Source organism: Mycobacterium sp. NGS56 (genome assembly GCF_059812425.1).
In genome coordinates this window covers 55,571-80,661 of the sequence record NZ_JCALCQ010000016.1, presented here as the reverse complement: position 1 = coordinate 80,661, position 25,091 = coordinate 55,571, and the positions used below count along the sequence as shown (strand labels likewise).

Below are 25,091 nucleotides of genomic sequence, written 5' to 3'. Positions count from 1 at the left end.
CTATTGACATGTGCGAAAAGCGCCGCGTCCGCGGCGGGCGCAGCTAGCTCAGCAGCCGTACCACCACCTTCGAAAAGCCCTGCGCGCCAAGAAACATCACAAGATCCGTCCTTCCCCTGCCGCAGGGTCGGCGATGGCTTGCCGCACCAGCTGGCGTTGGCGGGTGCTAAGCCGGACAAGGTGGTTGGCCAGCGCCGCGGCCTCGGTGCCGTCCGGCGCCATATCCCCGGGGTAGACGACCAGCCTCGGCTCGCCGTCCGGGGCCGGAATCTCGGCAACGAACCCAAACCGAGCAACATCTTCGCCGCAGGCGTGCAGCTGCCACCCCTGGCGCAGCAACGCCAGCGCCCACCAGTACGCGATACGCACCCCGCGGTCGGGTTGGCACACCCGCCCCGGAATCGGCGCCACGCACTTACGGATCGGCGCCGGCGCGTTCATCAAGCCGAGCCCGCGCAGCAGGTCCAGGAGCTCGTCGAGCTGCTCAGTCCACCCGAGGGCACCCAGGCGCCACACCGCTTCGGCGAGCAGGGTGGGCACGTCATGGGGAAGCGCAGGGTTGTGGTCGTTGCTGCGCACCACCTCGACGAGGCGATACGAGGCCAGTCGCACACTCACGCGCGCCGCCAGCTGATTGGCATCGAAGTGCACGCCAAGCAGCAGATCGCCGCGCCGGCGCAGTTCAGTGGTCCACCAGTACACGGGACGCACGGCCTGGGCGGGCTGCTTGATCCGCGAGGTGGGAATGGGGGCGAAGCATGGCTCGAACCCGGCAAGGGAGGGCATCTGAGGCGTTGGGCGATGCCCAAGTGCGTGAGGCAGTTTCACCAAATCCTCCTCATTAAGCCGGTCTTACGCACACCATACTCTAAACTAAGACGATAAAGTAAGACACTAGGATTAACAATTTTCGGGAGCCCTCGGTGAACCTGTCTAGCTATGACGCGCCAGGCCGTAGACCTCGTATGACGCGCCGTGTGCTGCGTGGCTTCAACGCACAGACCTTCGCCGAGATCCGCCGTCACAACGGCATCAGCGTCAGCGACCTCGCCCGGGTCGCCGACGTCTCGCCGGCGACCATCTTCAACTGGGAAGGCGGCAAGGGAACCCCTCAGGTGGATCTGCTTGCCCGCGTTATGCGCATCCTCGACACTCCGATCGAGCAGGTTGTGACCATCCCCGCCGACGAGCGCTACCCCGGTGACTGGCGTGTCCTCAAAGGGCTGACCCAGCCCGAGCTGGCCGCGGCCGCCAAGATCGCCACCACCACGCTGCGCGGCATCGAACGCGCCGACGCGGCACTCACTGACACCAACGCGGCCAAGCTCGCACAACGGCTCGGAATCAGCGTCGAGGAATACCAAGCGGCCTACCAGCGCGCCCGCCAACGGCCTCCCGGCGCCCCGGTGTAACGGCGTCGCAACTCCCAGCAAATCCCTGCGGTCGACATAGCCTCGATCGGTACGCGCCGCGCAGCTGAGCTGCGTGTGGGGCAGGGCCGGCGCGCAACCAGCAGCCACAGCCACAACGGGCCTGCTGGCGAGCCTTTCCATTCCCATCGGTCCTCCGAACGCCCTATGCCTTTGCCCCGGCACCGAGGCTGGGTACAGAAAAATTCCAACAGGTCAAACGCGGAAAGTCACGAAAGTGAGCAAAGGAAAAAACGACAACTCGCCAATAACGATTCGATAACAATCGCTGGGGGCGGAGTCGGGTCGGCGAATGGGGCCAGCCGGTGAGCAGCAGGCACAGGGCGGTGGCGCCGAGGGGTGCCCAGCGGACTGCGGCAGTGGGCCGTGATGCACGGGCGCTGTGCTTTGGCGCGCTGTTTTCCGGCGTCCTTGGGGGTGGTTCTGAGGCGCTCACGGGGCGCGGTCTCCTTGCCTGGGCCTGGTGGGTATGGGTGCAGACGCTACCAACAAAAACACAGCGGTGCAATGGTTTGAAACATTGCGCTAGGTTTTTTGCTGGGGTGTAGTCCAAAGCATGCAGGGCAGCACGGCAGCGCCCGAGGGCTTCACCCCTTGGCTTGGACAGGTCCCGGCCCCTACCGCACCACTACTCGATATCGGTGACATAGCGACACAATGCGCGATCGGGCGGTCGTTCCGCGACGTCTTGCAGACCCGTTTGGTCGCGTACCAAGTCGTATTTCGTCCCGCCACATCGCGCGACTCGACGCGACTCGGCTAACGCGTCTTGCGGCCTGCGTTCAGGCAGAGTCGACGATGTCTGAGAGCGCGAGCGGCCCGTCGAACTGGTTACGCCCGGCGAGGGTGTCATAGACAGCGCCGGGATCGTCCAAGGTGACCGCATCGAGGTCGACGCCCTCGACTGAGTGTGGATCGACCCGCACCCACCGCCACGGATGGGCCACTACCGCAGCGTCATTGAGAAAACCGGTGTAGTAGCCGTCGAGAATCGTTTCACCGGGCAGCATCACAAGATGCAGCGAGCCAAAGAAGTAGCGGTCGTTGTGATTACGGAAATGACCCATCAGGTGTCGACCGAACAGCCGTGCGGTCACATCGGTTTCGTGCCCGGCCGAATGACCTTCAAAGCGCGGCGCCGGCGGATAGTTGCGGGACACGATCCCCGCTCCCCGCACGGTGACCGTCGACAGATCGACGTGCCGGTAGCCGCCACTGATCAGGTAGCCCGTCGCCCAGAGCCCTCCCAACAGCGCAGGATCTAGGCCTGGCCCGATCCCGGCGAGCACATCGTCATCCACTGCAACTGATGGGCCGCGAGGCTGTCCGTGGCCGAACAGCTCTTTGGCCGTCCAGCCCGAGAACATCTGCTCGAGCACCACACAGTGATGCCCTTGGGGAAGGGTCCGCACCTGACCTCCGACCCAGCGGTAATACTGCGATTTCGTGGGCGGAACGGCATTGCGGGGCAGGTCTAATTCCCGGGCCACGCGCTTATATTCAGCGATGAATTCGGAGTAAGCGTGCATGTGACGTTCGTCGAGAAGCGCCTTCAACAAATTCGCCACAAAGCCAGCCTAGAAGCCAAAAGCGACTCTATGCGACTTCACCACGCGACTCGACGCGACTCCGAAAGACGAGAAGAGGCCCGGAAGCGACATCGCTTGGCGCAAACTGGGTGCCCGCGGTGCTTACGATGAAGCCAATGACCGCCACCTCGCTGTTCAAAGACCACGCCAGCGCCTACGCCGCCTGGTCGGTGAAGAATCCGGTCAACAACCAATACGACCGGCCCACCATCCTTGAACTGGCCGGCGATTTGAGCGGAAAACACGTTCTCGAACTGGGATGCGCCGCCGGCGGCCTGACCACCCATCTGGTCCAACGAGCCGCCGAGGTCCTCGCCGTTGACGCCGAGCCGCAAATGATCGAGCTCGCCCGTCAACGGCTCGGCACTGCGGCCCAGTTCGAACTCGTCGACCTCGACCAGCCCACCGACATCGCCCCACCCGCCAGCGTGGACGTCGTCGTGGCCTCGCTAGTCCTGCACTACATCCAAGACTGGGCTCCGCTGATGCGAGAGCTTCACCGCTGCCTCAAGCCCGGCGGAACGCTGGTCTTCTCCATGCACCACCCCATCACCGGATGGCTGTTGTCAGATCGCGCGGATTACCACCGCACGCAGCTGGTCAGCGAGGTGTGGAACTGGGGTGGCCTCGAGGTGACAGCCCAGTCATACCGCCGGCCCCTATCGAGCATCTTCGGTGAACTCCGACGCGCAGGCTTCAGCATCGACACCGTCGAAGAACCACAGATCCAGCCCACCGCTGACATCGACGCCGAGCTGCTCCACGCACTGAACACCCAACCGTTCTTCCTCTACATACGCGCCCAACGCGACTAACTACCCGCCGCCATGAATCCTGCTGTGCGCGTGAAGATTTGCGGCATCGGCACCACTGACGACCTGGCGGCCGCGGTCACCGCCGGCGCCGACGCAATAGGACTGATCGTTGGCACCACACACCTCAGCGAAGATGAACTCGACATCGAACAAGCCCAACACCTCGCCGCGGCCACCCCGGTGTTCGTTTCCACGGTGCTGGTCACCCACCTCACGGAGGCCTCCCGCATCTGCGAAGTGGCAGACCTCCTCGGCGTCGACACCATCCAAGTCCACGGCGAGCTGACCGCCACTGCCGCGCGCGAACTCTGGCGCCACCGCGCACACCGCCGCATTATTCGCACCGTGCACATCACCGGCTCGCAGAGCATCGACGAAGCCGACGAAGCAGCCACCGCCGCCCACGCGCTCCTGCTCGATAGCCGCACCGAAACCCGTTTGGGCGGCACCGGCCTCACGCACGACTGGACCACCAGCCGTCGCATCGTCGAACGCCTCCACCCGCTGCCGGTCATCCTCGCCGGCGGCCTGGCCGCAGACAACGTCGGCCAAGCCATCGACACCGTCCACCCATTCGGCGTCGACGCCAACAGCCGCCTCAAATCCGCGACCGGCCGCAAAGACCCCGCCGCCTGCACAGCCTTCGTCGCAGCCGCCACCACCCGCGTCAGGTAAAAAGCCGCAACGTCGCTCTACGGCGCTATCGTCGCCCCATGAGGCCAGCATGAGCACCCAGGCCGACACCACAAGACCAGGCGCAATCGACCTCGCGCCTGGCGTCCAGCTGCCACCTGAAATCGTGACCGCCGGTGTCGCGGTACTAGCCAACCGCGGCGGCGGAAAATCCGCCGTCACACACCGACTCGTCGAACTCATGCACACCGCCGGCCTGCCAGTGGTCGTACTCGACGTCAAAGGCGACTGGTGGGGCATCCGCTCCAGCGCCGACGGCAAGGGCCCAGGCCTGCCCTTCGTCATCTTCGGCGGAGACCACCACGACGTACCCCTGGAACCAACCGCCGGCCAGTTACTCGCAGACCTCATCGTCGACGACCGGATCCCCGCCGTGCTGGACCTATCACACATGAGCAAGGCACAAGCACGCACATTTGCCACCGCATTCGCCGAACGGCTCTACCACCGCAACCGCGACCCCCTCCACGTGGTGATCGAAGAAGCCGACGTCCTCATCCCCCAGCGCGTATCAGCCGACACCGCGCGACTTTTGGGTGCAATGGAAGACCTCGCCAAACGCGGCCGCCACCGCGGCCTGGGCCTCACAGTGGTCAGTCAGCGCGCACAAGAAACCGCAAAATCCGTACTGGAACTGATGGAGACGGTGATCCTGCTCCGCATGACCGGACCCCGCTCGATCAAAGCCGTCCAAGACTGGATCAACGTCAACGCCGACCACGACGACACCACCGCCCGCCAAGTCATAGCATCCCTGCCATCACTGGCCGTAGGCGAAGGATGGGTGTGGAGCCCCGGGTTCCTCCGAATCCTCAAGCGCACAACGTTTCCGATGTTCAGCACCTTCGATTCGCACGCCACACCCAAGCCAGGACAAACACGGGTGGTCCCGAAGAAACGCGCCGACATCGACCTCGACAAACTCGGCGCAGAGATCGCCGCAACACGAGAACGCGCCCACCACAACGACCCACACACTCTTCACGCCGAAATACAGTCCCTGCGCAGCCAACTCGCCGCCGCCAGCGCACGCGCAGACCAGGCGACCCAGCAGGCGTCCGCCGCCGCGCAGCTCCTCGAGCAGCGCGAGAGTGAAATCGCCACACTGCGCGCACAACTGACCGACCTTCAGACACGACGTCACGAAGACCCCCACGTCGTCAAGTCACTGCGATCAGCGGCCGAACTGATCAACTCGGCACTGCACACCCTCACCACCGCGCCGGCACCGCCTACCGCACCAGCGCACGAGACCACATCCTCGACACGGCCTGCCGAGCCCAAGCACCCGAGCCAACCACGCCCCACCAACGCTGCCACCGCACAGCACAACGGCGACCCATGCTCCCCCACCACCCTCGGCCAACCGGCCGAACCAAACAGTGACGCGCCGTTGCGGTTTCGCTCCGGAGCGCACCGCATGATCACCGCGCTGGCTCGAATGGCCCCGCTGCGACTCACCAAATCCCAGTGGGCCACGGTCGCGCGAATGAAGCACACCGGCGGCACCTGGTCGACCTACCTCGGACAACTGCGCCGCGCAGGACTCATCGATGAAAACGCCACCGGGTTCACCTTGACCGAGGCCGGCTGGCAATACGTCGGCCACCGGCCCAAACCCATGACCGCCCAAGAGCTCCAGCAGCACTACCTCGGCATCCTGCGCGCCGGAGCGGCGCGAATGCTCCAAGCAGCCATCGACGCCTACCCGAACGGGTTGACCAGAGATCAGATCGCCCAGGCAGCCGATGTGAGCGTCAGTGGCGGCACCTTTTCGACCTACCTCGGCCAGCTGCGCCGCAACGGCCTCGTCGAACAACGCGGTGACCTCGTCGTTGCCACCGACGTCCTCATGCGCGCAGCATCAGGCGCAAGCGACTCACTGCCACACAGGGATTCAGAACAGCGCTGAAAGTCACGGGTGTCAGCCTGTTGCTTTTAGGCTGTTCGGCGCAGCCGAAGAACGTCGCGCACCACGCAGCCGACGCGCTCGGCGGCCTCCGCGGCCGATAGCGTCGGATTGAGCAGAATCTGCAGCTCGTCGGCAGTGAACCTGGGTTCGGCATCCCAGGGTGCCTCATCCCACCCGGTTTCGCTGAAGCCGGAAAACAATTCGTCGCGCACAGCAATCCTCACGAAAGTTGATGCTGAAGGGGAGCTTTCGAGCGCCATTACAAGATAGCCATCGCCGAGCGCTCCGCGGGGCGTCATCGCCGCCTCGGAAGAACCGCTCGCGTCGATCGTACCGGCGCCACCTCCCGTCAGTCATTTCGAGATGTCGGCTCAACGAACCTCCACCCGATCACGAATTCGGCCCAGCCACGCGCATGTGGCCGGGGCCGGCCGAGCTCCACCCAGGCTCTATGTGGTTCGTCGAAGACCCAGCGAAACACCAGGCCGGTGTCGCCCTCGCCCAGGAACGGCGCCGCGGCGACGTAGCGGTGACCCGCCGCTGCAAAAGCAGCCGCGAAGGCCGACCACTCACTGTCGTTCTCCCACCACAGCGGAGTGAGCGCGCCGGACTCCTCCAGCTCAGCAAGTGCCGCAACCTCGCCATGGGTGTCCACCGCGTGAACGAAACGGGCCCACCTCGGGTGGGGCCGCCGCGGCTTGCCGAGCCTTTCCCACAGCGCATGCGCGTTGTCCCAATGCCACGGCTTCTCCCAGAATTCCCACGGATCATCCGGCCAGCCGTCGGACTTCGTGGCAGCCAGAACGCACGCGAACTCGAACACCGCGCGGCTGAAATCGATCCACCGCCCACCTCTTTCATGCTCACCCATCGTGGCGTCCGCCGCGTATAGCAGTGTCAGTCACTCCCGAGCGTGGTAATCACGCCCCCTTCTTGGGAGGCATAGTGCTCGGCGAGAGCGTGCTCGGCATCAGTGAACGCGCGGATCGCCTCGGGCCGGCCAGGAACTCGAACCAACATCGTCAGATCTTGGATTCGCGCGGGAGGCAGTTTCGGCGCCTGCCGACTACTGTGCAAAGGCTCAGACACCAGCCCATTATCGACGACCGAACCGACATCACCGACGCAACAGCTCGACGCCCCAAGGGGCAACCGCGCTGTGCCGACGGACGAATTGATCGCCCTGTCATGAGACGGCGTTACGGTCGGCAACGTGCACGCCACCGAGACCACAACCCGAAGGCACCGCGCCAGCCGGTGGGCCGTGGCTGCGGCCGCGGCGATCACTGTCGGCTGCGCCCACCTCGGTGTCAGCCAAGCCGGCCCAGCGGCGCCGCCGCGGGCGACTGGCTCCGTGGCCGGCCTACTCGCACAGGTACGCATCGTCGACCAGATAAACCCCGCACCCGGGTATGACCGCGGATGCGGAAAAGGACACGGCTGCGTGTTCGGCCCCGCCTGGAACGATCCCCTCGATCACACCGGCTGCGACACCCGCAACCGCCTGCTGCACACCGCGTTACACGACATCGAATACAAGCCGGGAACGCGGAACTGCAAGGTCATCGCGGGCCGGCTAGAGCCCGATCCCTACACCGGGCAAATCGTCGACCTCAAACACGTGGCGGTCGATCACATCGTGCCGCTGCGGGCTTCCTGGAATGCAGGTGCGGCCCAATGGGATTTGCAGCAGCGCCGGATCTTCGCCAACGACATGACCGAACTCGTCGCGGTATCCAGCTCAGCCAACAGCAGCAAAGGCGACTCCACCCTGTCCGAATGGCTACCCGCGATCGACAAATGCCCCTACGTCATCCGCTATCTCACCGTCACCGTCAAGTACCAGCTGCCGATCACCGTCAAAGACCGCGCGGCCGCGGCTGCGGCCTGCCAGAGCGACTGAGCGCGCGATCTCTTCGCCGTCCGTGCCACACAATGTCGATAGGTGCCGCCCGGCCGGGGCGGATGGTGTCGCAGAATATTTGGCATGCGGCTCGCCCACATCAAGTGCCTGATCGTCAGCGCCGCGGAAAGCAGGCGCATCGACTCAGTCCCCGAGCTGCCATGAGCCGGCGGCGCGGCGCGCCCTGGGCGGCGACGAGCGTTCCGATCATCCGCCGGCAGTGGTGCAGCGCGCTCGAGGCCACAGCGGAGATCTCATTCGACCAGTACAAGGTCCCACCACCGCCGGATGCCTCAGCGCACGACATCGCCACGGCGAAAAGGATCCAACGTCTGATCGCGAGATTCGCCGACACCGCCCCCATCATCAGAGCCGAAGCCCAGGCCCTGCGCACCGCGGAGCTCTACTGGGTCGCCCGCGACATGGTCGACGTCGTTTTGGATGCTGCCCAATCCCTACCGGAATGGACACCGGCAGCCGCGTTACCGGCTCCCACCGGCATGCTGTGCTGGGCGAAATCCGCGGGCACCGTCCCTTCGGGAACACTCAAACCCGACGCGGTGGAGGCCGGGCTGAACAACCCGGCCTACATCGCCCAAGGCCTCACCCCAGACGTCGCCACCATCATCGACATCTCCTGGGACGGCGTGTGGTGGTGGAGCAGACCAGATGGCCTGCTCCAATTGGTGCCGTTCTCACGCGAGGACCAAAACCCTGAGGTGTTACGGCTCGCCGACACCACCTCCCCGGTCTGGGCAGCGCAAACCATCATGGCCAAACCCGACGTCCCGCGTACTGAGGAAGCCAACAACACCGAAAGCGCGCACCCCTTCGTCAGCGTCGTAGGAGCGGCCTGGTTACTCATGGCCCAAGCCAACGTCGCCGAAACCCGCACCATCGGATCTCCTCGACCCCCGGAGCCCCAACCGGCTGACATCGAAGATGATCACCAGCCCCCAGAGCGACCGCCGCGAGAACCCTCAACCGTGACGATCGTCGACCTGCGTGCCCGAGCAGCCACCTATGAACCCGGCGCCGAGCCCGGCCGCACCTACAACCACCGCTTCCCCGTCGCGGGCCACTGGCGCCAGCAGGCCTGGGGCCCCAACCACAGCTGGCGCAAACCCAAGTACATCGGCGACTACATCAAGGGCCCCAAAGGTGCTCCGCTGATCGCCCCGAAAACCCGGGTGCACGTACTACGCAAAGGCCGCTGACCAGTGACCAATCCTCAAGAGCCGCAAGGCCTCAAGCTCTCCGAGGCCGCGAAACTCTGCGGTATCAGCGCTGACACGCTGCAGTTGCTGATCGCTGATGAGCTGCTGCCGCAAGCGCTGAGATCTGCCCGCGGACACGCCTACCTGCCCGCGGCCAATGTGCCCACCTGGCAGCACTGCCGACAGCTCGTGCTGCGGCAGCGCGACCGACACCTGCAACGCGCGGCGGATTTGATCGCGCGCGTCGAGGTCGAGCTCGAGGCGATCCGCAACGACATCACCGAGGCCCGCGACCACCCGGCTGAGCCCCTTGGCGTCGATCTCCTCGGCGCCACGAGCTATGCGACCTACGGGAACACCACCACTACGCTGGCGGCCACACTGCAGCAACTCGACCTGGTGCGCATGCAGATCGTCCGTTATCACTCTGCGTTGCAGGCGATTACCGACAAGGACCGCGGCTAAAAGCGCTCGCGGGGGTTCATTTGAGCCGCGGCCCACGGTTGGAGACCCCCGTGCTTGTCGCCGGCGTTGTTGACCCTGCCCGCTCGTATGGGTGTTTACGCTGGGTTGTGGCATTTACCGTCGTCGACCTCGCCGGGGCGGGATGGGTGCGTGGTGAACGCGAACCTGGTGGTGATGAAAGCAAGCGGTGGTTCATTCCCCCCGAACGCAGCCCGTACGCGGGCCGAGAGTGGTTGTTCAAGCCGCGCCGAACCAAGGAGTTGTTGCTCTCCACACAGCGCCAACAGCGTGGAGACACGCCCGACGTGCTGGTCCGAGGGGACGACTGGGCGGAGAAGATCTCATTCGAACTGGCCCACCTCATGACGGTGCCGGCCGCGACAACGGAATTGGCCCTGTCGGTGCAGCTCAGCGATCACCGACCGGTCCGGGGCTCGATCAGCCGCGATGTGCGGCCGAGTGGGTGGGTGCTCAGCGCAGGAGCGAGTCGGCTTGAGGAATTCGACGACGCCTTCGACGCCGACACTGGCCACGGACACACCATGGACGCGATCGCGCAGGCGCTCGCCGGGCTGAGCGGGCCACCGGAAACCCCGTACGAGGCGTGGCCGGCGTTCGACGTATTCGTCGGCTACCTCGTGTTGGACGCCTGGATCGTCAATACCGACCGTCACGCCTACAACTGGGCGCTGGTCCAGGCGCCGAGCGGCGTCATGCGCCTGGCCCACAGCTTCGATCACGGCAGTGCCCTGGGCAGCGGGTACGGCGAAGCCCTGCACGCGCGGGCGCTCGAGGAGGGCATCGAAACATGGTCCCGACGCGGGAAAGCCTCTCGGTTTCCTGACTCAGGCCCGCTGACACTGGTCGAGCTGGGGTTGCATGCGCTTCAGGCGGCAAGCCCACCGGCGCGCGCCCACTGGATGCGGCAAATATCGCAGGTCAGCGACCATGCATGCGAAGATATCGTGCAATCAATACCCGACATGTCAGAGGTAACCCGTAGGTTTGTTACCGAAGTTCTCGCAGTGAATCGGAGGCGGCTGATCGATGGCGCATAGCGGTCTTCTGATTCGCACCAACGGGATCCGGACTCCCGCAACGGTGGCGCGGCTCATCGTGACCCGACGCGACCCTGACGGCACGTATCGGGCAATAGGCTTCCTCGACAAACTCGTCGACGGAACCTTCGAGTTCGCGTATTTGCAGGCGGCAGTGCGGCATCCGTCGTTTGTGCCGCTGATCGGCTTCAGCGACGTCGGCCGCCGCTATCGTCGCGCCCACCTGTTTTCCGCGTTCGCCGAGCGCGTCATCGGCGCCAAGCGAGCCGACAGGCCACAGTACTTGGCGAGCCTGAACCTGGCTGAAGACGCTGATTCGTGGGAGATTCTCACCGCCTCGGGCGGATATCGAGAGGGCGACACGATCGAACTCATTGCGCTACCACAGATTGACCAGGCCAGGGGGCGCACCGAGGCGCGGTTCTTGGCGCACGGCATCCGTTACTGCACTGATGAGGCCAGCCGCGCAATTTCGGCGCTGACACGCGACACCGTGCTGGGACTACAGCGTGTACCCGACAACCCGGTGAACCCATCGGCCATCAGGATCACTCACCGCGACCTGCACTTGGGGTACGTGCCCGACCCCCTGATCGACTACGTCAGCGCAGTGATCTCCGGCGGCCAAGCGCGTCTAAGCGTCGTGCAGGCAAACCCTCCGGAGACCAACCCGCATTTGCGGCTCCTGCTGCGCCTGGATGGAGTACTCCGCGGGCCTTCGCCGTTCGATGGCCCACAATGGCGCACAGCGGCCTAACAGGCGATACGTTCGGGTAGACGCGGCGCGCTCGGGTCACACCTACCAACGCAGAAGAGAAGCATGATCACGCTTCTGGCTAGGCACAACGGACAGTTGTGCAGGGTCGAGCCTACGGCCGGCCAGCTGATTCGATAACGGCGATGTCATTGCCCGCCGACGTCGCCAAAGTGCTTCACAGGGGGCGGCCCAACGGGCACACGGGCGTGTAGGTTGCGCGCTTTGTCCCGTTCGTCGGGCCCCTCGGGGCGCGGCTCGTAGAGCAGCACCCAGCTGCTGAACCGGATCGCGAAGTTAAGTTGCTTGTCGAAAAAAGGGCTGCTGTAGACATACCGCTTCGCCTGCGAGAACGTGAAGAACACCTGGCCGCTCTCGTCATCAACTTGCGCGTCAATCCCAATGCTGTCGACTGCGGCGGTGAAGGGTTCGGCGTCGCTGGCCGCCAGGGACGTCAAGACTGCCGTCGAGGAGTGCTCTACGCGCTTTTGGCGCTGGTCTGTCGAGTCAAATCCGTGCAGTATGAGTGGGCTGGGAGAACGAAAAGTCTCGCGCACAATCTGGCCGGCCGCGATGGAAATCGTAAGGCTCTCAAGATCTTCCCTCGTCACGAGATACTGGACGTACGCGAGAGTGTTATACGGGTAGGGGCCGGCGACTGGTATGCGCAGGACCTGCGATTCTGGCGGGATAAGCGGTGCAGTCATCCCAGCTTCTTCTTCAAAGAAGCGGTGAAGTCGATGTCGGAGCGCGTCGGCTGGGCGACGGTGAGGGTCACGAGGTCGCCATGTGGTGCATCGAATAGGACACCGTCGCCGAGGCTGCCATCTTGTGCCACGGTGACTTTCAGTTCGAGCCCCTTGGGAGGTTCGACGATTCGATATACAGCCCGGGTGGTTTCTTCATCGATGCTCACAGAAACAATCTCCCCAGGCGTAATCGGTGTGAGCACCTCAGTGAATTCACCGAATTGCCCGGGGCCACTATTTTTTTCGGTAATCTCCCGCCTATTGGCCACCACGGTGAAGATTCCCGAAACGCCAGCGGGATCCGGTGTAGGCGGCCGGAACCACTGTGTCGGCCACGAGATGGTGCCTGAGATCTCCGCGACCACTTTGCGTGTGGTCAGCACGATCTGGTAGCTGAAACGGGAAAGCGCCGACCACTCACCGATGAGGACGAGGTCAGTATGGAGCACAAGCTCGCCGGCGTCGTCCACGTCGACGGTCGCGGCGTCGGTGGCGAAGGTGTATTCCGATTCCCCATTGGCGACGCTCGCCAATCCGACGAACACCGCGGGCGTGCCTTCTATGTCGTCGACCCGCTCGCGCAGATGAAGAACGCACTTGTCCGCATGGCGGTTATCGTCGTTGATCTTCCAGTTCGGACAAGCTATCCCTGAGATGACGACGAGGTGGCGCCCGAGTACCCCAAGATCAGCGTCAATACGGCGATGACTTGTGACATCTCCGTCACGGAGCCGATCAAGATCCATGGACCCGATCTAAGCGGAAAGCGGGAGACCGCGCAGTCGTATCCGGCTATCGAGCCATGGCATTGGCGGCGGCCCGGCCCGCACTCGCGTCACCAAAACTCACCGGGCAAACGAGTACCTTATAGGGCCTCTGCAGCCATCGGTCATTGATCGACCGACGGTGTCCGCTCGGGTTGTTACCATCCGAATTTAGACGAATGCGATTAGTCTGCGCCGCAATTCTTTCCGGCCGATCTGTTGTCTACCGCTCCCCGTCCGAGGTTCGACCTGAAGGAAAGTAGCGAAGGATCCAAGATCATGATTACGCTTCTGGCCAGCCATAACGAAGAGCTGTACAAGATCGAGCCTTGGTGTGTGGCCGACATCGCCGACCTGGTCCGCGGCGATCGACTGCAAGTGCTCACCAGTAGCGACGGCGTGCTCGATTTCTGGTTCAGTCACAGCCCGTGGCTGCGGGTCAACCGTCAGGCGACGGGGTTGCTGCTGGCCACCACCCGCTTCACCGCCCACGAGGTGCCCCTGCTGCGCGGCGACATCGTCATCGCCGCCCACGATAGCGCCGGCGATCTTGCCAGCCTCACCGACACTCAGATGAGCCGGCTGATCAACAGCGAACACAGCTGGCGCGAAGAACGCATCCTGCGCCGCCGCTTCGACCGAGACCTTCGCGCGCAACGCCGTACTCGTGCCGCCGCCGAGGCCGCCGCCCGAAAATCGCTACTGGGGCGTGCTTTTGGGCGAACGCACACCCAGGGCCGTAGCTGACAAAAACCTCCCCGCCCCCAGGAGGGTTGGAAGGGGCGCGCGTTATTGCGGTGTGGTCTGCCCGGGCAGCATGCTATGCGGGTTATACGGCTCGGGAACCATATCTCCATGCCACAGATAGATCCCTGAGCCCGGCAGCCATTCGTCATACCCGTAGGGCGGCAAAGGGTTTGGCGTAACACCCGGCGAATACATCTTGGCGCCAGGGAAATCCGATTGCGGCACCCACACCCCCGACTTCGGGGTCAGCTCAACGTATTGGATCTCGTTGCCATGTTCGTCATAGAACGGCGCCGGGCCTAATTGATTGGGCGGCAGGACTTTCACCCCGGGGATCTCATCGGAGCGCACGAAACTGTGCGGAACTTGATCAGGATCTTTGGTCCTGTCGTAGATATCAACCCACGGCGGCGCATCGGCAGTGTTCGGCGGCCCCTTTCCGCCTTTGCCTGCGATGTAAGGCATGTGGCGTTTGTCGCCGGGCTTCCACGTCTTGGAGTCCAACGGCGTGGCCGGGGAGTCTTTGCCTTGCCCAGTACCGGGCAGATCGGTGGAGAAGTCCGCTGCCTTGTACCGCTGTGCGTCCTGGCCGTCGACCCGGGTGTAGGTGTCGGCGTGCTCAGTGAGCCGCTGGGCGTAGGTGTTGAAATCAGCAACCTTGGCCTGCACCGGCCCTTCAGCCTTGGCCAGACCGGCCGCGATCCCGACCGCGGTGGGATAGCCCATCGGTCCGTGGGTGTCGATCACCTTCTGCACCTCGTCGGCGGCCTGCGGCGAAATCTGCGCCGCACGGTGCGCCAACTGCGAATAGGCGTCAGCGAAGCGCACCAAATCAGCCGGATTGGCGTCTAACTCAGCCACACCACGTCTCCTACCTGGATCAATCCAACAACTAGCCCCGATTCTCCCCGATAACTGTGACACCAGGCGACACTTGCGCGCCGATTGCAGCGTCCTTTTCTCAAGCCCGCCAGTCCACAGCGACAGCCAGCGCCGCGCACACCGTCCGCATCGGCTCCTCAGCCAGTCGCCCCAGGCGGGCATGCAGCGCGACGACGGGAACGCAGTCGACCAGATCCAGGTTCACCGCCCCGGGACGGGACACGGGCTCATCCTCGGGCTGCAACACCACTTCGCTGGCACAGCCCGCGCACCGTCGTCGTGCACGGCGCCACCAGGACCCGCTGCAACCGTGCGATGGCCTCCATCACGCGCGAGCACTGCTAGTACCCGAACGGCGCGCGGCGCCGCCCTCGGCCGGTACGGTTCAGCCACGATGACGAAAGCACGCCGCTCCCCCTGGCTCGACGACCGCGCCGCGCTGCTGGTCTCCCTGCTCGCCGACCGGCACGGACTCACCGTCAGCGAGGACACCGCCCGCCAGGACATCTCTGACGACCTCGACCACGTCGCCCGCCTCGTGCGCATCGGCCGCCAGGCTGCCAAGGTCTACATCACCGACGACATGATCAGCAAGATGGCTGACCGCATCGCCGCCGCCGTCGCCGAACACCAGACCGCCACCGCAGCCGGGGGCATCGAGCATCAGCACGTCGTCGACCTCGACACCGAACGCCGCCGGCGCCGCTGAATCAACGGCCGCCCACCGCCACGATCAACGCGGCGCACACCGCCGCCATCCTCGAATCCGCTAGCCGACCCAGCCGCGTCCCCAGCGCCGCCACCGGCACACTTTCCACCAGATCCAGATTCACCGCCGCACGCTGGGGCACCGGATCGCCACTCGGGTCGAGCACCACCTCGCTGGCCAGTCCCCGCACCGTCGTCGTGCATGGCGCCACGAGCACACGCCGCAACTTCGGAATCGCCGCATCACGGGACAGCACCACGACAGGCCGCGCGCCCGAGCCGGGGATCTCGCACCACCACAGCTCACCGCGCGCCGGCAGGGTCATATTCGACCCGCAGACCGGCGCCAGTCGGCGACCTCGCCCCACTGGTCGGGCTCGTCGGCCGGGTGCTCGTCGTAGGCGGCGTAGCTCGCGTCGACCTCGGCGGCCCGGTTGGCGGCCAGGAGCGCCCCCAGGGCCTCATCGAACAAGGCGTGGTCCTTGGCGCCGGCCCGCAGTGTGCGCGCGCTGGCGAGCAGATCGGCGTCCACCGTTGTGCTCACCCTGGTGCGATTGCCGGGCATGGCATAAGTGTGGCACGCACGCGGGACACCAGGCAGGAGTCCGCGCTCACCGCGACGGCCGCCCGAAGGTCTCGCGCAGCAAGCTCAGCGCCACACCGGTAGCGGTGAGGGCCTGGCCGACATCGTGGGTGCAATACCCGTAGCCGATGCCGACGGCCACGGCCATAGCCGCGCGGGTGATCGCGCCCACCCGGCCACGCCGTTCGGATGTCGGTTCGGGGGTGGTGTCCTGATGCTCGGTCATCGGCTGTGTGGTCCTTCCATGAGATCAACGGTGCCCCTTCTTAGGCACCTACCTACGAAGTACCGACCCGAGCGACCGTTTCCGTCGGAACGATCCGGACGAATTTTAGTCGGAATCCACCCGCTCAGACCCCAGGTGTGGCTACCCACACCGGAGCCAGCGTCTTCTGGATAGGCGTCGCAGATCCTCCAGCGCCGCGCCCAGGCCCTCGATGAGCGGAAGGGGCATCAGCGCGTCGGCGGCTGCTGCTTTGCGAGGTAGGCCTGCGCTGCGGCCGATCGTTGGTGGCCGGCCGGAACGACCCGTCCCTCCAACTTGGCCGACGCCTTCACAGCGCGCATCGCAGAGCGTTTCACCGCAGCCTTCGAGACCACGACCTTCTTCGGCGTTCTACGTTCCACGGGGCACACCTCCTTGACGACTCGACCAGCGGATTCGATGCTACCGGCCCCGCGGGCGCCCACCTAGCCCGATGCGCGGCATCAACCACAGCGTGCTGCGTCGCCGGCCGCCTTCGAGGATGAATGTCGTACCGCGAGAGGATGATGCTTGGCATGACTGTCTTTGAGCTTCTGATGGCTTCTTCGGCGGTGTGTATGTTGCTCGGTTCGTTTATTTACCGTGCGGCTGCGACGTCGGAGGGCCAGCGACGGCGTGGTGTCGTCTATGGGCTATGGCTGACTGCGGGACTGCTTGGCGTCAGCACTGTCGTAGCTTCTGTGATCCGTTGTGCGACCGGAGGTATGGTCGGCTACGCGGCCGGTGAGATCGTTGCCGGAATTTTTTTCGGCGCATTGTTTAGCGCGGTGTCGGTGTGCTTGCTTGGTTTAACTGGATTTTGGGCAGTGGTTCGCCGCCACTTCTGATGCCGTTACTCGGACGACCGCACGGCGCGCTGACCCACCAGCCGCCCGGGCTTCCCGGATCACCTATCGGTGACCGTGGCCGGTAGAACCGTCGTCGGCCGACGCGGCGCTCAGGGCGCATTCAGCGGCACGGCGTGCAGGCGCAGGTACTCCATCAGTGCTGGTTCGGGCCACCCGGAGACCCGATAGCGCCGCGGGAACACCGCCGAGGTTGGCGCGATCCCGACCACGTCGACGACCACCGAGAAGGGCACCAGGAACTGCTCGTGGTTGTTGTCGATGAACACGATGTAGTCGACCTCGGGTAAGTCGTAGGTCACGCCTTCACCCCACACGGTGGCCGAGGCCAGGCCGTGCCCGGTTTCGATGACTTGCGCGGCCGCCACATACACCGCGACCAGGTCATCCTCGTAGGCCTGCTTCAAGAACTCGGTCTGTTCCTCGTATTGGCGAAACGCCGCGCACGTGCGCGCCCGCACTGCCAACCGTCTTAACGGATGCGGACCGGCCTTGTCGAAGGGGACCAGCCGCCCGCCGTGGACGGTGAATCCCTCTGGGGAGACCGGTCTTTCGGCCTCGCAATACATCTTCTCGGCGACCTCGAAGAACTTCGCCCCCTCATCAGGGTCGTCGCTGCCGATGATCAAGACGTCTTCGCTGGGCACAAACGCCACCGGGCGCGGACCCTCAGGCCGGCCGAACCCTGCCAGCCACCCGGGCGTCAGAATCGCCGAGCTGATGTAGGTCGCCTGCTCGACGTCGTAGAAGGCCGGCGCCTCGGTGCACGACACCTCGGTGCTCACCGGGTGAAGCGCTGCAACATTGTCTCGGCCGGCGGCGAAAGCCTCCCGCCAACTCACACCCCACTGCTTGGTGTTCGCGACGGTGACGATGAGGCGCGCCTGCGGGAAGTCCAGCGCCACCAACTCATGTGCGAACGCCGACACCGGCTGCCGCCACGCGACCGCCTCACCAGGTCGGCGCAAGCTGGCGTAGGTTGACGGCCGCAAGATGGACCGCAACAACGGCCTGGCTTCCTCCCAGGTTTGCGGTGGCTCAGGCAGCATCAGTGTCGTCCCCAATTCTCGATCGCCAGGACCGGGTCGCCCGGTCTGATCACCAACGGCGGCTTCGTGCCAGCGACCAGCTGCGCCAACGGCGAGGTGGGACTGTAGGGCACCTCGTAGCGTGTGATGTCGCCGCTGGCGTCCAGAATCAAGTTCGTCAGGATCTGCACCAACGTCTGCTTGCCTGCTCTGCCGCCGCTAGGCCCGGTGTCTGTCACTCCGAAACCTGTTGCGGGCAAAGGCCACACCGCGCCCCGTGAGTCGCGGAACATACCGCCGTCGCGCTCGTAGAACAATTCGGTCAGTTGGCCAGTCGCCGGGACCGATCGCCCCACCGTCGAGTAGATGGTGTCCCGGCTCGCCATGACCCAGCAGTGGGGATTGAACGGGTCCCGGTAGGTCATCATGTCCGCCGCGGCGGCGCGGTTGGCCCGCGCCCGCCAGAACCCGAGCTCGCGGCCATCAGCAGGCTCGAGGCGGGTGATCCATTCCTGTGCCAACGGATTGGAAGCGATGGGGATCGCAAGAACGTCGGAGATCGGGCTATGACCCACAAGCAGCTTGAGCATGTCCTCGGCGATCGCGGGATCGTCGCAGACTTGGTGCAGCAGCACCGCCACCTCCGCCTTGGTGATCTGCACTGCCGGGCGGCTGAGGTCGACATCGGCTACCGCGGCATGCAGCAGACCGGGCCGGGCGGGTATCTGCTGGCGATCCTGATCACCGATGCATCCCGATGCCGCGTCCCGGTTGAGGTACTCGATCGCACGGCCCACCAGAGAGCTCACGTATTCCGTCGTGTCGGTGGTGACAAGAGCTGCCAGCCGTCGCGGATCCGGGCCATCTCCCACCCGGGCTCGGATGCGCTGTACCGGGGCACCCGGCTGCCAGGCCGCGATCGCGTCGACGTTCCGCAACGCCGGCGGCCACCACGGGAGGTCGACCCGTAGGAGCCCGGCCACCTCGAACCAGCCGCAGGTGGCCACGCGATGATGGCGGTCTGCCACGGCGACGTAGGGCGCTGAACCGCCGTCGTTGGCCCTGTGGGTCGACATTTCCGGTAGGTAGACCGCCGTGGCCCACGGCAGGCGCGCCAACAACGGTGCGGCGAGCGGATAGAGCTCGTTTTCGTGCTGCTCGTGTCCGGCATAGGCCACCGCGATCGGGCCCCGTCCATCGCCGGGCTGCCACGCGTGCACGGCCATCCCGTCGACAACCTGACCGAACAGGAACGCGGCCGGGGCCAGTGCCGCGGTGAACGGATACAGCCGAGGGACCCGGTCCCGCAGTTCTGGTTGGTGCAGCAGAATGTAGTTGTAAATCGTTGCGTGCGACCACCGTTGAGCACCGCCAGGCTCACGCTGCGGGCTGGGCAGCCGGGGTGCGCGCCGCGGCAAGTCTGCGGGGTCACCGATATCGAGTAGCTCGGCGACGTCGCCGGCAGACAGCTCCGGCTGTGACCACCGGGTGCCCATCATGCGAAGCCAGTAGGCGTCGTCCTGGTCAATCCGATCTTGGTCGATGCTCATGCGCGCTCCGGTGTGAGGTCGAAGTAGGCGTAGACGTGGACTTGGTCGCCGGGCGCTGCGGGCTGCAGGGCGTCTTGAGAGCCGACGGCCAGGATCTGGGTGGGGTTAAACCACCGCTGTAACCGGTTGGTGCGCGACCACACCACGAATGCAAGGTCCTCACCATTGGGCCTGGTTTGCCCCGCGTTGTGAACCCGCAAGCTCGTTGCGGACAGGTAGCCGCCAACGCTGTTACGCACTGCGTCCCAGATGAAGTCGCCCTTGCTCGCCAGAAACCGTTCCGCGGTCGGCCGGTAGCCGGGCTCAACACCGGCGGCGAATTGACGCAACGCCGCTTCGGCACGGGCACGCTCGGGCCCGGGCACGGCATCGAGTGGGTAGGCGGAGCCGACGAACGGATACTCGGGCAGGCTGGCCAGCGAGGACGGCTTGTGCGCGAACACATACTGCGCCCCGATATATGCTGCGGCCGCGATGATGACCAATGTGGTTGCCGCCAAAGCCCATAGCTTTGTTGAACGGTTCATTTCCCCAGTTCTCCAATGTTGACATTGAACGTTGGATGGGTTCCTAGCCCGCCGAACTTGCCGGTCGGTCCGGAGCCGATGACATCGCCAAGCCGAACCTGAATCAGAGGGTTCCCCGGATCGTTGGGGTTGTTTCCCCAGGGGTTACGCAGCGTCAGCTGGGCGTCGCTGCCGCTGCCGCTGATGCCTTCGACGATGTAGACGTGAGTGTTCAGCAGTGGGCCACCGGTGGGGGTGGTCGAGATCGTCACCGGTTGATGACTTGCCAGCGCCCCTGAAATCGACTGATCGATGTGCTGATTGGTCCACCACACCTCCCGCGGGTCGATACTCACCCCGCGGTTACCGGTCAACGCCTGCAACGCATCTGGGGCTGAGCCGCCGCGCCCGATCCCGTAATCGAGTGCATGTCCGAGGTCATCGCCAGGGCATTGCATTTTCGCGTACGCCGACTCCATCACGCTGGGCCACAACGGCGCATTGGGCTGCCCGTTATCCAACCAACTGGCTCCGTGATGGTCGATATCGGTCTGGATGTCGTCTTGGGTGACCGTAATGTGTTGCCACGCATGGCCGTTCCACAACGTCACATCAAAGGAGTTGTTGTCCTCGTCGAAATGGACCCGGTCTTTGATCCACTGAGGGTTGGCCTCCGCGATCGCCCCGATCGTGGCGTCAAAGTAGCAGTCACCAACGCTGTCCTGCTTGATGTCGGCCGCCGAGGGCGGGTGAGGGAACAGATCTTTATCGGTCCAGCGCCGGTGAAACTCGATGCCACCACCGGTGTCCAGGGGAACCGGTCCTCCGTCGATGCCGGGCCCGCGCTCTCCGAAGCCCGCTTCATGGACATCGCCGGTGTGTCCGTTGGGTGGAGGGTTGCTGGGATCGAAGTCAAGACCGTCGAGTTTCGCGGTCCCGCTGCCGTCGGCGGTGGTGTAGGTGGCGGCGTGTTCAGTCAACCGCTGCGCATACGCGTCGAAGTCGTCGACCTTCGCCTGCAGCGGACCTTCCGCCTTCGCGAGTCCCGCAGCGATCCCGACCGCGGTGGGATAACCCATCAGGCCGTGGGTGTCGGCGATGCGCTGCACCTCCTGGGCTGCCTGCGGGGAAATCTGTGCCGCACGCGTGGCCAGCTCGGAATAGGCGTCGGCGAACCGCAACAGGTCAGCTGGGTTGGCATCGAGTGCACCCACGACCCCGTCCTCCTACCTGTTGTTTCGACTGCCGTTGATTGTCGCCGACGACAGCGACATCGCGCGCTGAACGGCTGCGCCGGTCCGGCTCGGCGCTGGCGGAGACCCCGCCACTACAGATCGCCGCGCGACTCCCCCGAGTTCTCGCAGAAATGAAGTCTTCCCCGGTTATGACCCGGGGGCCGGCGAAGCAGTTATGCCGCCCACCATCGATTGACTCTCAATTTTCCTTGAGCCCGAGCCGCGTAGTCAGGGCCGCGTGCAGGCCCGTATCGGTGCCATCTCCCACCCAGGCGATGTATCCATCGGGTCGAACCAATACGGCTTCGGGGGCTGTTACTTCGCCCAGAACGGGAATTTCCCACGGCCCGGCGTACTCGGCGTCGATGGCTTTCACCCGATGTGCCCACGAAGAGATGTCGAAATCCCAAGGCGTGCCGAGGTTGAGCAGCACCGCACGGGCGTCGTGGAGAAGTGTGAATAGTCGCAGTGGACCAGTGGGGGTGAGGAGGTCGAGATCAGGCATCCGGTGCCCGAGTAGTGGGTGTCCGTTGCCGAGGTCGTACTGAATGTCGAGACCAGTCATCATCGCGGCGATTCGCTTGCGCGGCTCGTCCATGTTCAGCAGCTCAGATACGGTGTCGCGCAACGCGTCGAGACGTTCGCCGGGGGCGATGAGCGCGGTTTGGGCCATGGTGTTGCGTAGCACACCAGCGGCGACCGGGTGCCGCTCGTCTTGGTAGGTGTCCAGCAGGCGTTCCGGCGAGGTCGTGTTGATGACCTGGGCCAGCTTCCAGCCCAGGTTCGCCGCGTCCTGGATACCGGTGTTGAGGCCTTGCCCGCCGACCGGGAAGTGCACGTGCGCGGCGTCGCCGGCTAAAAGCACGCGCCTGTCCCGGTAGTACGCCGCTTGTCGCGTCACATCGGTGAACCGGGAAACCCAGATGGCACTGCGTATTCCGTAATCGGTTCCGCGAACGGCGATAAGCGCATCCCTGAGTTCACGCAAGGTAGGCTCACCGGTTTGCTCGAGATGCGGTTCGGCGACCATGACCCGAACCGGCCCGCCATCCTCGAGTTTGAAGAATGAATGAAATCCGCCGTGTCGGTGCATGCCCCACGGCGGGTGATCGTCCATCTCGACATCAGCGAGCAGGCAACTCATCGATGGATCCCACCCCGGGAATTCGATGCCGGCGACTTTGCGGATGACGCTGCGTCCTCCGTCGCACCCGACAAGATATGCGGCCCGTAGCGGCGGGCCGTCGCAGATCTCGACGTCGACACGAGCGTCGTCTTGGGTGAAACTTTTCACCTCGCGGCCGCGATAGATCGGCACCCCCAACTCGCTCACCCAGTCGGCCAGGATGCCCTCGATGCGGTACTGCGGCAGCCCCAACCCATAGTTATGCCGGGTGGGCAAGTCGCTGATGTCGATCGAAATCCCTGAGTAGTGCCCGATCTGGCCCGTCCATCCTTGCGACAGGAATCGATCAGCAATCCCGCGCTGATCGAGAACCTCAATCGTGCGCGACGTCATCCCGCCCGCGCGCGAGCCGATCAACTCATCGCTGTTGCCGCGGCGCTCGACGATCGCAACGTCGATTCCTGCCAGCGCCAACTCACCGGCCAGCATCAGCCCGGTCGGGCCCGCGCCGGCAACAACTACCGCATGGTCTGCCACATGCAACCTTTCGTGTTCGCTGGTCCCCGGAAAGTCCAGTTACGTGCGGCGATCCAGGATCTGTTCGACGGCTTGAATGAGCGGCGCGCCGTCGCAGCAGCCGGCCGAGCTGCGCCAGGCGACATACCCGTCGGGACGCACGAGGACCGCCCCGTCGCAGCCGATTCCATAAAGGTCGAAGAACGTGTTGGTGTGGTCGGCCAATCCCGGATCGCCGATCGCGTAGCTGGCGATAGGCACGCCGAGCTCTCGAGCTGCAACCGCGGCTGCTTTTCGCCAGATCGTCCCGCCTGGACCGGTAAGCACCGTGAACCCGGCGCCAAAGAGATCGAGTGTGGAGACCGGTTCAGACTCGGCGCCGAGCCAGACATGTGGGGCCCGGCAGCCCGGTGTCGCGCAGGGCGCGTAGTCGCTGTAGTCGTCGTCGACGTCGGGAGCCGGTGTGCCATCGGAGATGACGGCGGTCGAGCGATACGCGGTGCCGAACTCGACGCCGAAATGATTACCGAAGCGTCGACTGGCCCGCTCGGCCTCCTGGGCACTTAGGTCACTGCTGGCCGGATAGTAGTAAGCCGCGGCAAGCCGCGCGAGATTGCCGTGATTCTGCAAACACTGTTCGATGGTGGTGATCGCGGGTTCTCGCCGCTCGTGCTCATAGGTCTCGAGCAACGACCACCCAGCCAGCCCACGCACGCACAGGGCCAACTTCCACATGGCGTTGTGCATGCCCTGCAGGCCGGTATTGACGCCCAGTCCCCCGGTGGGCGGAAACTGGTGAGCGGCATCGCCACACAACACCACGCGCCCTTGGACCCAACGATCGGCGACCGCGGCGTTCATCTGCCACAGCCCAACGCCTTTCACCTCAACCTCGAGATCTGGAACCCCGACCGCGCCGCGGACCCAGCTCCTCACCCGCTCGGCGTCCCAGAGCTCGAGCACCCACTGGTCAGGCGACACACCGATCTGACACAGCCAGCGCCCGCGCGCGTCCAGTGGTTGCAGCAGACCGGCGGCGTCGGGGTTGGCGACGAAAAACACGACTCCCCGGCGGTCTCCGACGTGGTGTTCGATATCGGCGCGGAAGTAGCAGTTGACGAAATGATGGATGCCCTGCTCGCCGTTCAAGGCGATGCCCAGCTGGCGACGTACCGTGCTGTCGGCACCGTCGGCGGCCACCAGCGCATCCCCGGCCAGGGTGTAGGTGTCTCCCGTGGCGGTGACGCGCACCGCCACGGCCGCCTCGACGTCGTGCTCGCGTGACCCGGACAGAATGTCGGTGACCTGGTGACCGAACCGAAGGTCGACGATGCCCGTGGCCCGTGCCGCGTCGCGCAGGATGGCTTCGGTCAGATCCTGCGACGACATGATCGGCAGCACCGGGCTGATCGCCGGCCCGGGCCCTTCGAAACCTCCCGTCTCGATCTGACCCACCTGCTGGCCGACAATCGTGTCCATATACCTCATCGGGCTCTTCCAGCCCGGCGGGGTATCGATGCCGCGCAGCCGTTGATACACCACACTTCCCCACCCTCGGGCGATCTCCATCGTCCGCGCATTCAGATTGCGCGCCTTGGGATGCCACGACGTCGAATCATGGCGCTCGACAACAACGCTGGGAACCGAGAACCTGGCGAGTTCCAGGGCGGCGGCCAATCCGACGGGGCCGCCACCGACGATGATCACCGGTTTGTGCGACACGATTGAGTTCACCTCGTTGTGCGAAGTCA

28 protein-coding genes and 1 pseudogene are annotated in these 25,091 nt (G+C 64.8%); 12 read left to right on the top strand and 17 right to left on the bottom strand.

Features of this window, described 5'->3' with window-relative positions; all coding sequences use genetic code 11:
- Window positions 1-96 precede the first annotated feature (96 nt).
- Complete coding sequence (locus AC5Y4F_RS24855; RefSeq protein WP_036473353.1) at window positions 97-828, bottom strand: hypothetical protein; 732 nt, start codon at window positions 826-828, stop codon at window positions 97-99.
- Between the two features lie 137 nt (window positions 829-965).
- Here AC5Y4F_RS24855 and AC5Y4F_RS24850 point away from each other — a divergent pair, with 137 nt between their 5' ends.
- Window positions 966-1,412 carry a helix-turn-helix domain-containing protein gene (locus tag AC5Y4F_RS24850; RefSeq protein WP_064939214.1) on the top strand — a complete coding sequence of 149 codons (447 nt, stop codon included), beginning with the start codon at window positions 966-968 and terminating at the stop codon, window positions 1,410-1,412.
- 800 nt (window positions 1,413-2,212) lie between these two features.
- Here AC5Y4F_RS24850 and AC5Y4F_RS24845 read toward each other — a convergent pair.
- The gene (locus tag AC5Y4F_RS24845) at window positions 2,213-2,998 is read right to left on the bottom strand and encodes a hypothetical protein (protein WP_036473359.1); all 786 of its coding nucleotides are present in this window, start codon (window positions 2,996-2,998) and stop codon (window positions 2,213-2,215) included.
- Between the two features lie 137 nt (window positions 2,999-3,135).
- On the opposite strand from AC5Y4F_RS24845, the gene AC5Y4F_RS24840 reads away from it, so the two are divergent.
- Genes AC5Y4F_RS24840 through AC5Y4F_RS24830 form a run of 3 tightly spaced genes read left to right on the top strand, consistent with a single transcriptional unit; the run spans window position 3,136 to window position 6,439 of the window.
- Window positions 3,136-3,834, top strand: coding sequence for a class I SAM-dependent methyltransferase (locus tag AC5Y4F_RS24840; RefSeq protein WP_176234870.1), 699 nt, complete (start codon window positions 3,136-3,138; stop codon window positions 3,832-3,834).
- A gap of 24 nt (window positions 3,835-3,858) precedes the next feature.
- Window positions 3,859-4,509 carry a phosphoribosylanthranilate isomerase gene (locus AC5Y4F_RS24835; protein ID WP_051641663.1) on the top strand — a complete coding sequence of 217 codons (651 nt, stop codon included), beginning with the start codon at window positions 3,859-3,861 and terminating at the stop codon, window positions 4,507-4,509.
- A 49-nt stretch (window positions 4,510-4,558) separates the two neighbouring features.
- Window positions 4,559-6,439, top strand: coding sequence for an ATP-binding protein (locus AC5Y4F_RS24830; RefSeq protein ID WP_051641664.1), 1,881 nt, complete (start codon window positions 4,559-4,561; stop codon window positions 6,437-6,439).
- A 26-nt stretch (window positions 6,440-6,465) separates the two neighbouring features.
- On the opposite strand, the gene AC5Y4F_RS24825 is transcribed toward AC5Y4F_RS24830, so the two are convergent.
- Both AC5Y4F_RS24825 and AC5Y4F_RS24820 read right to left on the bottom strand, forming a co-directional pair.
- Window positions 6,466-6,651: a hypothetical protein gene (locus AC5Y4F_RS24825; RefSeq protein WP_036473362.1), complete on the bottom strand. Its 186-nt coding sequence runs from the start codon at window positions 6,649-6,651 to the stop codon at window positions 6,466-6,468.
- Between the two features lie 137 nt (window positions 6,652-6,788).
- Window positions 6,789-7,310, bottom strand: a complete 522-nt coding sequence (locus AC5Y4F_RS24820) for a hypothetical protein (RefSeq protein WP_084954308.1) — start codon at window positions 7,308-7,310, stop codon at window positions 6,789-6,791.
- Window positions 7,311-7,652: 342 nt separating this feature from the next.
- Between AC5Y4F_RS24820 and AC5Y4F_RS24815 the strand changes: the two genes are divergently transcribed.
- The 5 genes from AC5Y4F_RS24815 (at window position 7,653) to AC5Y4F_RS24795 (ending at window position 11,839) form a co-directional block, all read left to right on the top strand.
- A complete protein-coding gene (locus tag AC5Y4F_RS24815) occupies window positions 7,653-8,342 on the top strand; it encodes an HNH endonuclease family protein (RefSeq protein WP_051641665.1) in 690 nt (229 codons plus the stop codon).
- A 161-nt stretch (window positions 8,343-8,503) separates the two neighbouring features.
- Window positions 8,504-9,559, top strand: coding sequence for a hypothetical protein (locus tag AC5Y4F_RS24810; RefSeq protein ID WP_036473372.1), 1,056 nt, complete (start codon window positions 8,504-8,506; stop codon window positions 9,557-9,559).
- A 3-nt stretch (window positions 9,560-9,562) separates the two neighbouring features.
- The gene (locus tag AC5Y4F_RS24805) at window positions 9,563-10,024 is read left to right on the top strand and encodes a MerR family transcriptional regulator (protein ID WP_036473376.1); all 462 of its coding nucleotides are present in this window, start codon (window positions 9,563-9,565) and stop codon (window positions 10,022-10,024) included.
- Between the two features lie 107 nt (window positions 10,025-10,131).
- On the top strand, window positions 10,132-11,082 hold the full coding sequence (locus AC5Y4F_RS24800) for a HipA domain-containing protein (RefSeq protein WP_036473378.1): 951 nt from the start codon (window positions 10,132-10,134) through the stop codon (window positions 11,080-11,082).
- Window positions 11,072-11,839 (top strand): HIRAN domain-containing protein, encoded by a 768-nt coding sequence (locus AC5Y4F_RS24795; RefSeq protein ID WP_051641667.1) that lies wholly within the window; start codon window positions 11,072-11,074, stop codon window positions 11,837-11,839. The genes AC5Y4F_RS24800 and AC5Y4F_RS24795 overlap by 11 nt, the downstream gene beginning before the upstream one ends.
- Before the next feature lie 146 nt (window positions 11,840-11,985).
- Here the strand turns inward: AC5Y4F_RS24795 and AC5Y4F_RS24790 are convergent, their stop codons facing one another.
- Together AC5Y4F_RS24790 and AC5Y4F_RS24785 are read right to left on the bottom strand one after the other, a co-directional pair.
- Window positions 11,986-12,543, bottom strand: coding sequence for a hypothetical protein (locus AC5Y4F_RS24790; RefSeq protein ID WP_036473380.1), 558 nt, complete (start codon window positions 12,541-12,543; stop codon window positions 11,986-11,988).
- Window positions 12,540-13,331: a hypothetical protein gene (locus AC5Y4F_RS24785; protein ID WP_139813871.1), complete on the bottom strand. Its 792-nt coding sequence runs from the start codon at window positions 13,329-13,331 to the stop codon at window positions 12,540-12,542. The genes AC5Y4F_RS24790 and AC5Y4F_RS24785 overlap by 4 nt, the downstream gene beginning before the upstream one ends.
- Before the next feature lie 297 nt (window positions 13,332-13,628).
- Here AC5Y4F_RS24785 and AC5Y4F_RS24780 point away from each other — a divergent pair, with 297 nt between their 5' ends.
- The gene (locus AC5Y4F_RS24780) at window positions 13,629-14,096 is read left to right on the top strand and encodes a hypothetical protein (RefSeq protein WP_051641668.1); all 468 of its coding nucleotides are present in this window, start codon (window positions 13,629-13,631) and stop codon (window positions 14,094-14,096) included.
- A 42-nt stretch (window positions 14,097-14,138) separates the two neighbouring features.
- Here AC5Y4F_RS24780 and AC5Y4F_RS24775 read toward each other — a convergent pair whose 3' ends face one another.
- Entirely contained in the window at window positions 14,139-14,957 is an 819-nt protein-coding gene (locus AC5Y4F_RS24775) for a type VII secretion target (RefSeq protein ID WP_051641669.1), read from the bottom strand.
- A gap of 100 nt (window positions 14,958-15,057) precedes the next feature.
- Window positions 15,058-15,374: pseudogene (locus tag AC5Y4F_RS24770) on the bottom strand (type II toxin-antitoxin system PemK/MazF family toxin).
- Here AC5Y4F_RS24770 and AC5Y4F_RS24765 point away from each other — a divergent pair.
- The gene (locus AC5Y4F_RS24765; RefSeq protein WP_036473388.1) at window positions 15,373-15,687 is read left to right on the top strand and encodes a hypothetical protein; all 315 of its coding nucleotides are present in this window, start codon (window positions 15,373-15,375) and stop codon (window positions 15,685-15,687) included. The pseudogene AC5Y4F_RS24770 and the gene AC5Y4F_RS24765 sit on opposite strands and share 2 nt — an antisense overlap.
- Before the next feature lies 1 nt (window position 15,688).
- On the opposite strand, the gene AC5Y4F_RS24760 is transcribed toward AC5Y4F_RS24765, so the two are convergent.
- Genes AC5Y4F_RS24760 through AC5Y4F_RS24750 form a run of 3 tightly spaced genes read right to left on the bottom strand, consistent with a single transcriptional unit; the run spans window position 15,689 to window position 16,495 of the window.
- The gene (locus AC5Y4F_RS24760; protein ID WP_036473389.1) at window positions 15,689-16,012 is read right to left on the bottom strand and encodes a type II toxin-antitoxin system PemK/MazF family toxin; all 324 of its coding nucleotides are present in this window, start codon (window positions 16,010-16,012) and stop codon (window positions 15,689-15,691) included.
- Window positions 16,009-16,251: a hypothetical protein gene (locus tag AC5Y4F_RS24755; protein ID WP_036473390.1), complete on the bottom strand. Its 243-nt coding sequence runs from the start codon at window positions 16,249-16,251 to the stop codon at window positions 16,009-16,011. Before AC5Y4F_RS24755 ends, AC5Y4F_RS24760 begins: the two co-directional genes overlap by 4 nt.
- A 46-nt stretch (window positions 16,252-16,297) precedes the next feature.
- A complete protein-coding gene (locus AC5Y4F_RS24750) occupies window positions 16,298-16,495 on the bottom strand; it encodes a hypothetical protein (RefSeq protein ID WP_036473391.1) in 198 nt (65 codons plus the stop codon).
- A gap of 554 nt (window positions 16,496-17,049) precedes the next feature.
- On the opposite strand from AC5Y4F_RS24750, the gene AC5Y4F_RS24745 reads away from it, so the two are divergent.
- A complete protein-coding gene (locus AC5Y4F_RS24745) occupies window positions 17,050-17,361 on the top strand; it encodes a hypothetical protein (RefSeq protein WP_139813872.1) in 312 nt (103 codons plus the stop codon).
- 110 nt (window positions 17,362-17,471) lie between these two features.
- On the opposite strand, the gene AC5Y4F_RS24740 is transcribed toward AC5Y4F_RS24745, so the two are convergent.
- The 6 genes from AC5Y4F_RS24740 to AC5Y4F_RS24715 form a co-directional block, all read right to left on the bottom strand.
- On the bottom strand, window positions 17,472-18,428 hold the full coding sequence (locus AC5Y4F_RS24740) for a DUF1444 domain-containing protein (protein ID WP_036473395.1): 957 nt from the start codon (window positions 18,426-18,428) through the stop codon (window positions 17,472-17,474).
- The gene (locus AC5Y4F_RS24735) at window positions 18,428-19,957 is read right to left on the bottom strand and encodes a hypothetical protein (RefSeq protein WP_036473396.1); all 1,530 of its coding nucleotides are present in this window, start codon (window positions 19,955-19,957) and stop codon (window positions 18,428-18,430) included. The genes AC5Y4F_RS24740 and AC5Y4F_RS24735 overlap by 1 nt, the downstream gene beginning before the upstream one ends.
- The gene (locus tag AC5Y4F_RS24730; RefSeq protein ID WP_084954312.1) at window positions 19,954-20,484 is read right to left on the bottom strand and encodes a hypothetical protein; all 531 of its coding nucleotides are present in this window, start codon (window positions 20,482-20,484) and stop codon (window positions 19,954-19,956) included. Before AC5Y4F_RS24730 ends, AC5Y4F_RS24735 begins: the two co-directional genes overlap by 4 nt.
- The gene (locus AC5Y4F_RS24725; protein WP_051641670.1) at window positions 20,481-21,677 is read right to left on the bottom strand and encodes a C2 family cysteine protease; all 1,197 of its coding nucleotides are present in this window, start codon (window positions 21,675-21,677) and stop codon (window positions 20,481-20,483) included. Before AC5Y4F_RS24725 ends, AC5Y4F_RS24730 begins: the two co-directional genes overlap by 4 nt.
- Window positions 21,678-21,897: 220 nt before the next feature.
- Window positions 21,898-23,361: an FAD-dependent monooxygenase gene (locus tag AC5Y4F_RS24720; protein WP_036473399.1), complete on the bottom strand. Its 1,464-nt coding sequence runs from the start codon at window positions 23,359-23,361 to the stop codon at window positions 21,898-21,900.
- A gap of 39 nt (window positions 23,362-23,400) precedes the next feature.
- The gene (locus AC5Y4F_RS24715) at window positions 23,401-25,062 is read right to left on the bottom strand and encodes an FAD-dependent monooxygenase (RefSeq protein ID WP_158085874.1); all 1,662 of its coding nucleotides are present in this window, start codon (window positions 25,060-25,062) and stop codon (window positions 23,401-23,403) included.
- Window positions 25,063-25,091 lie beyond the last annotated feature (29 nt).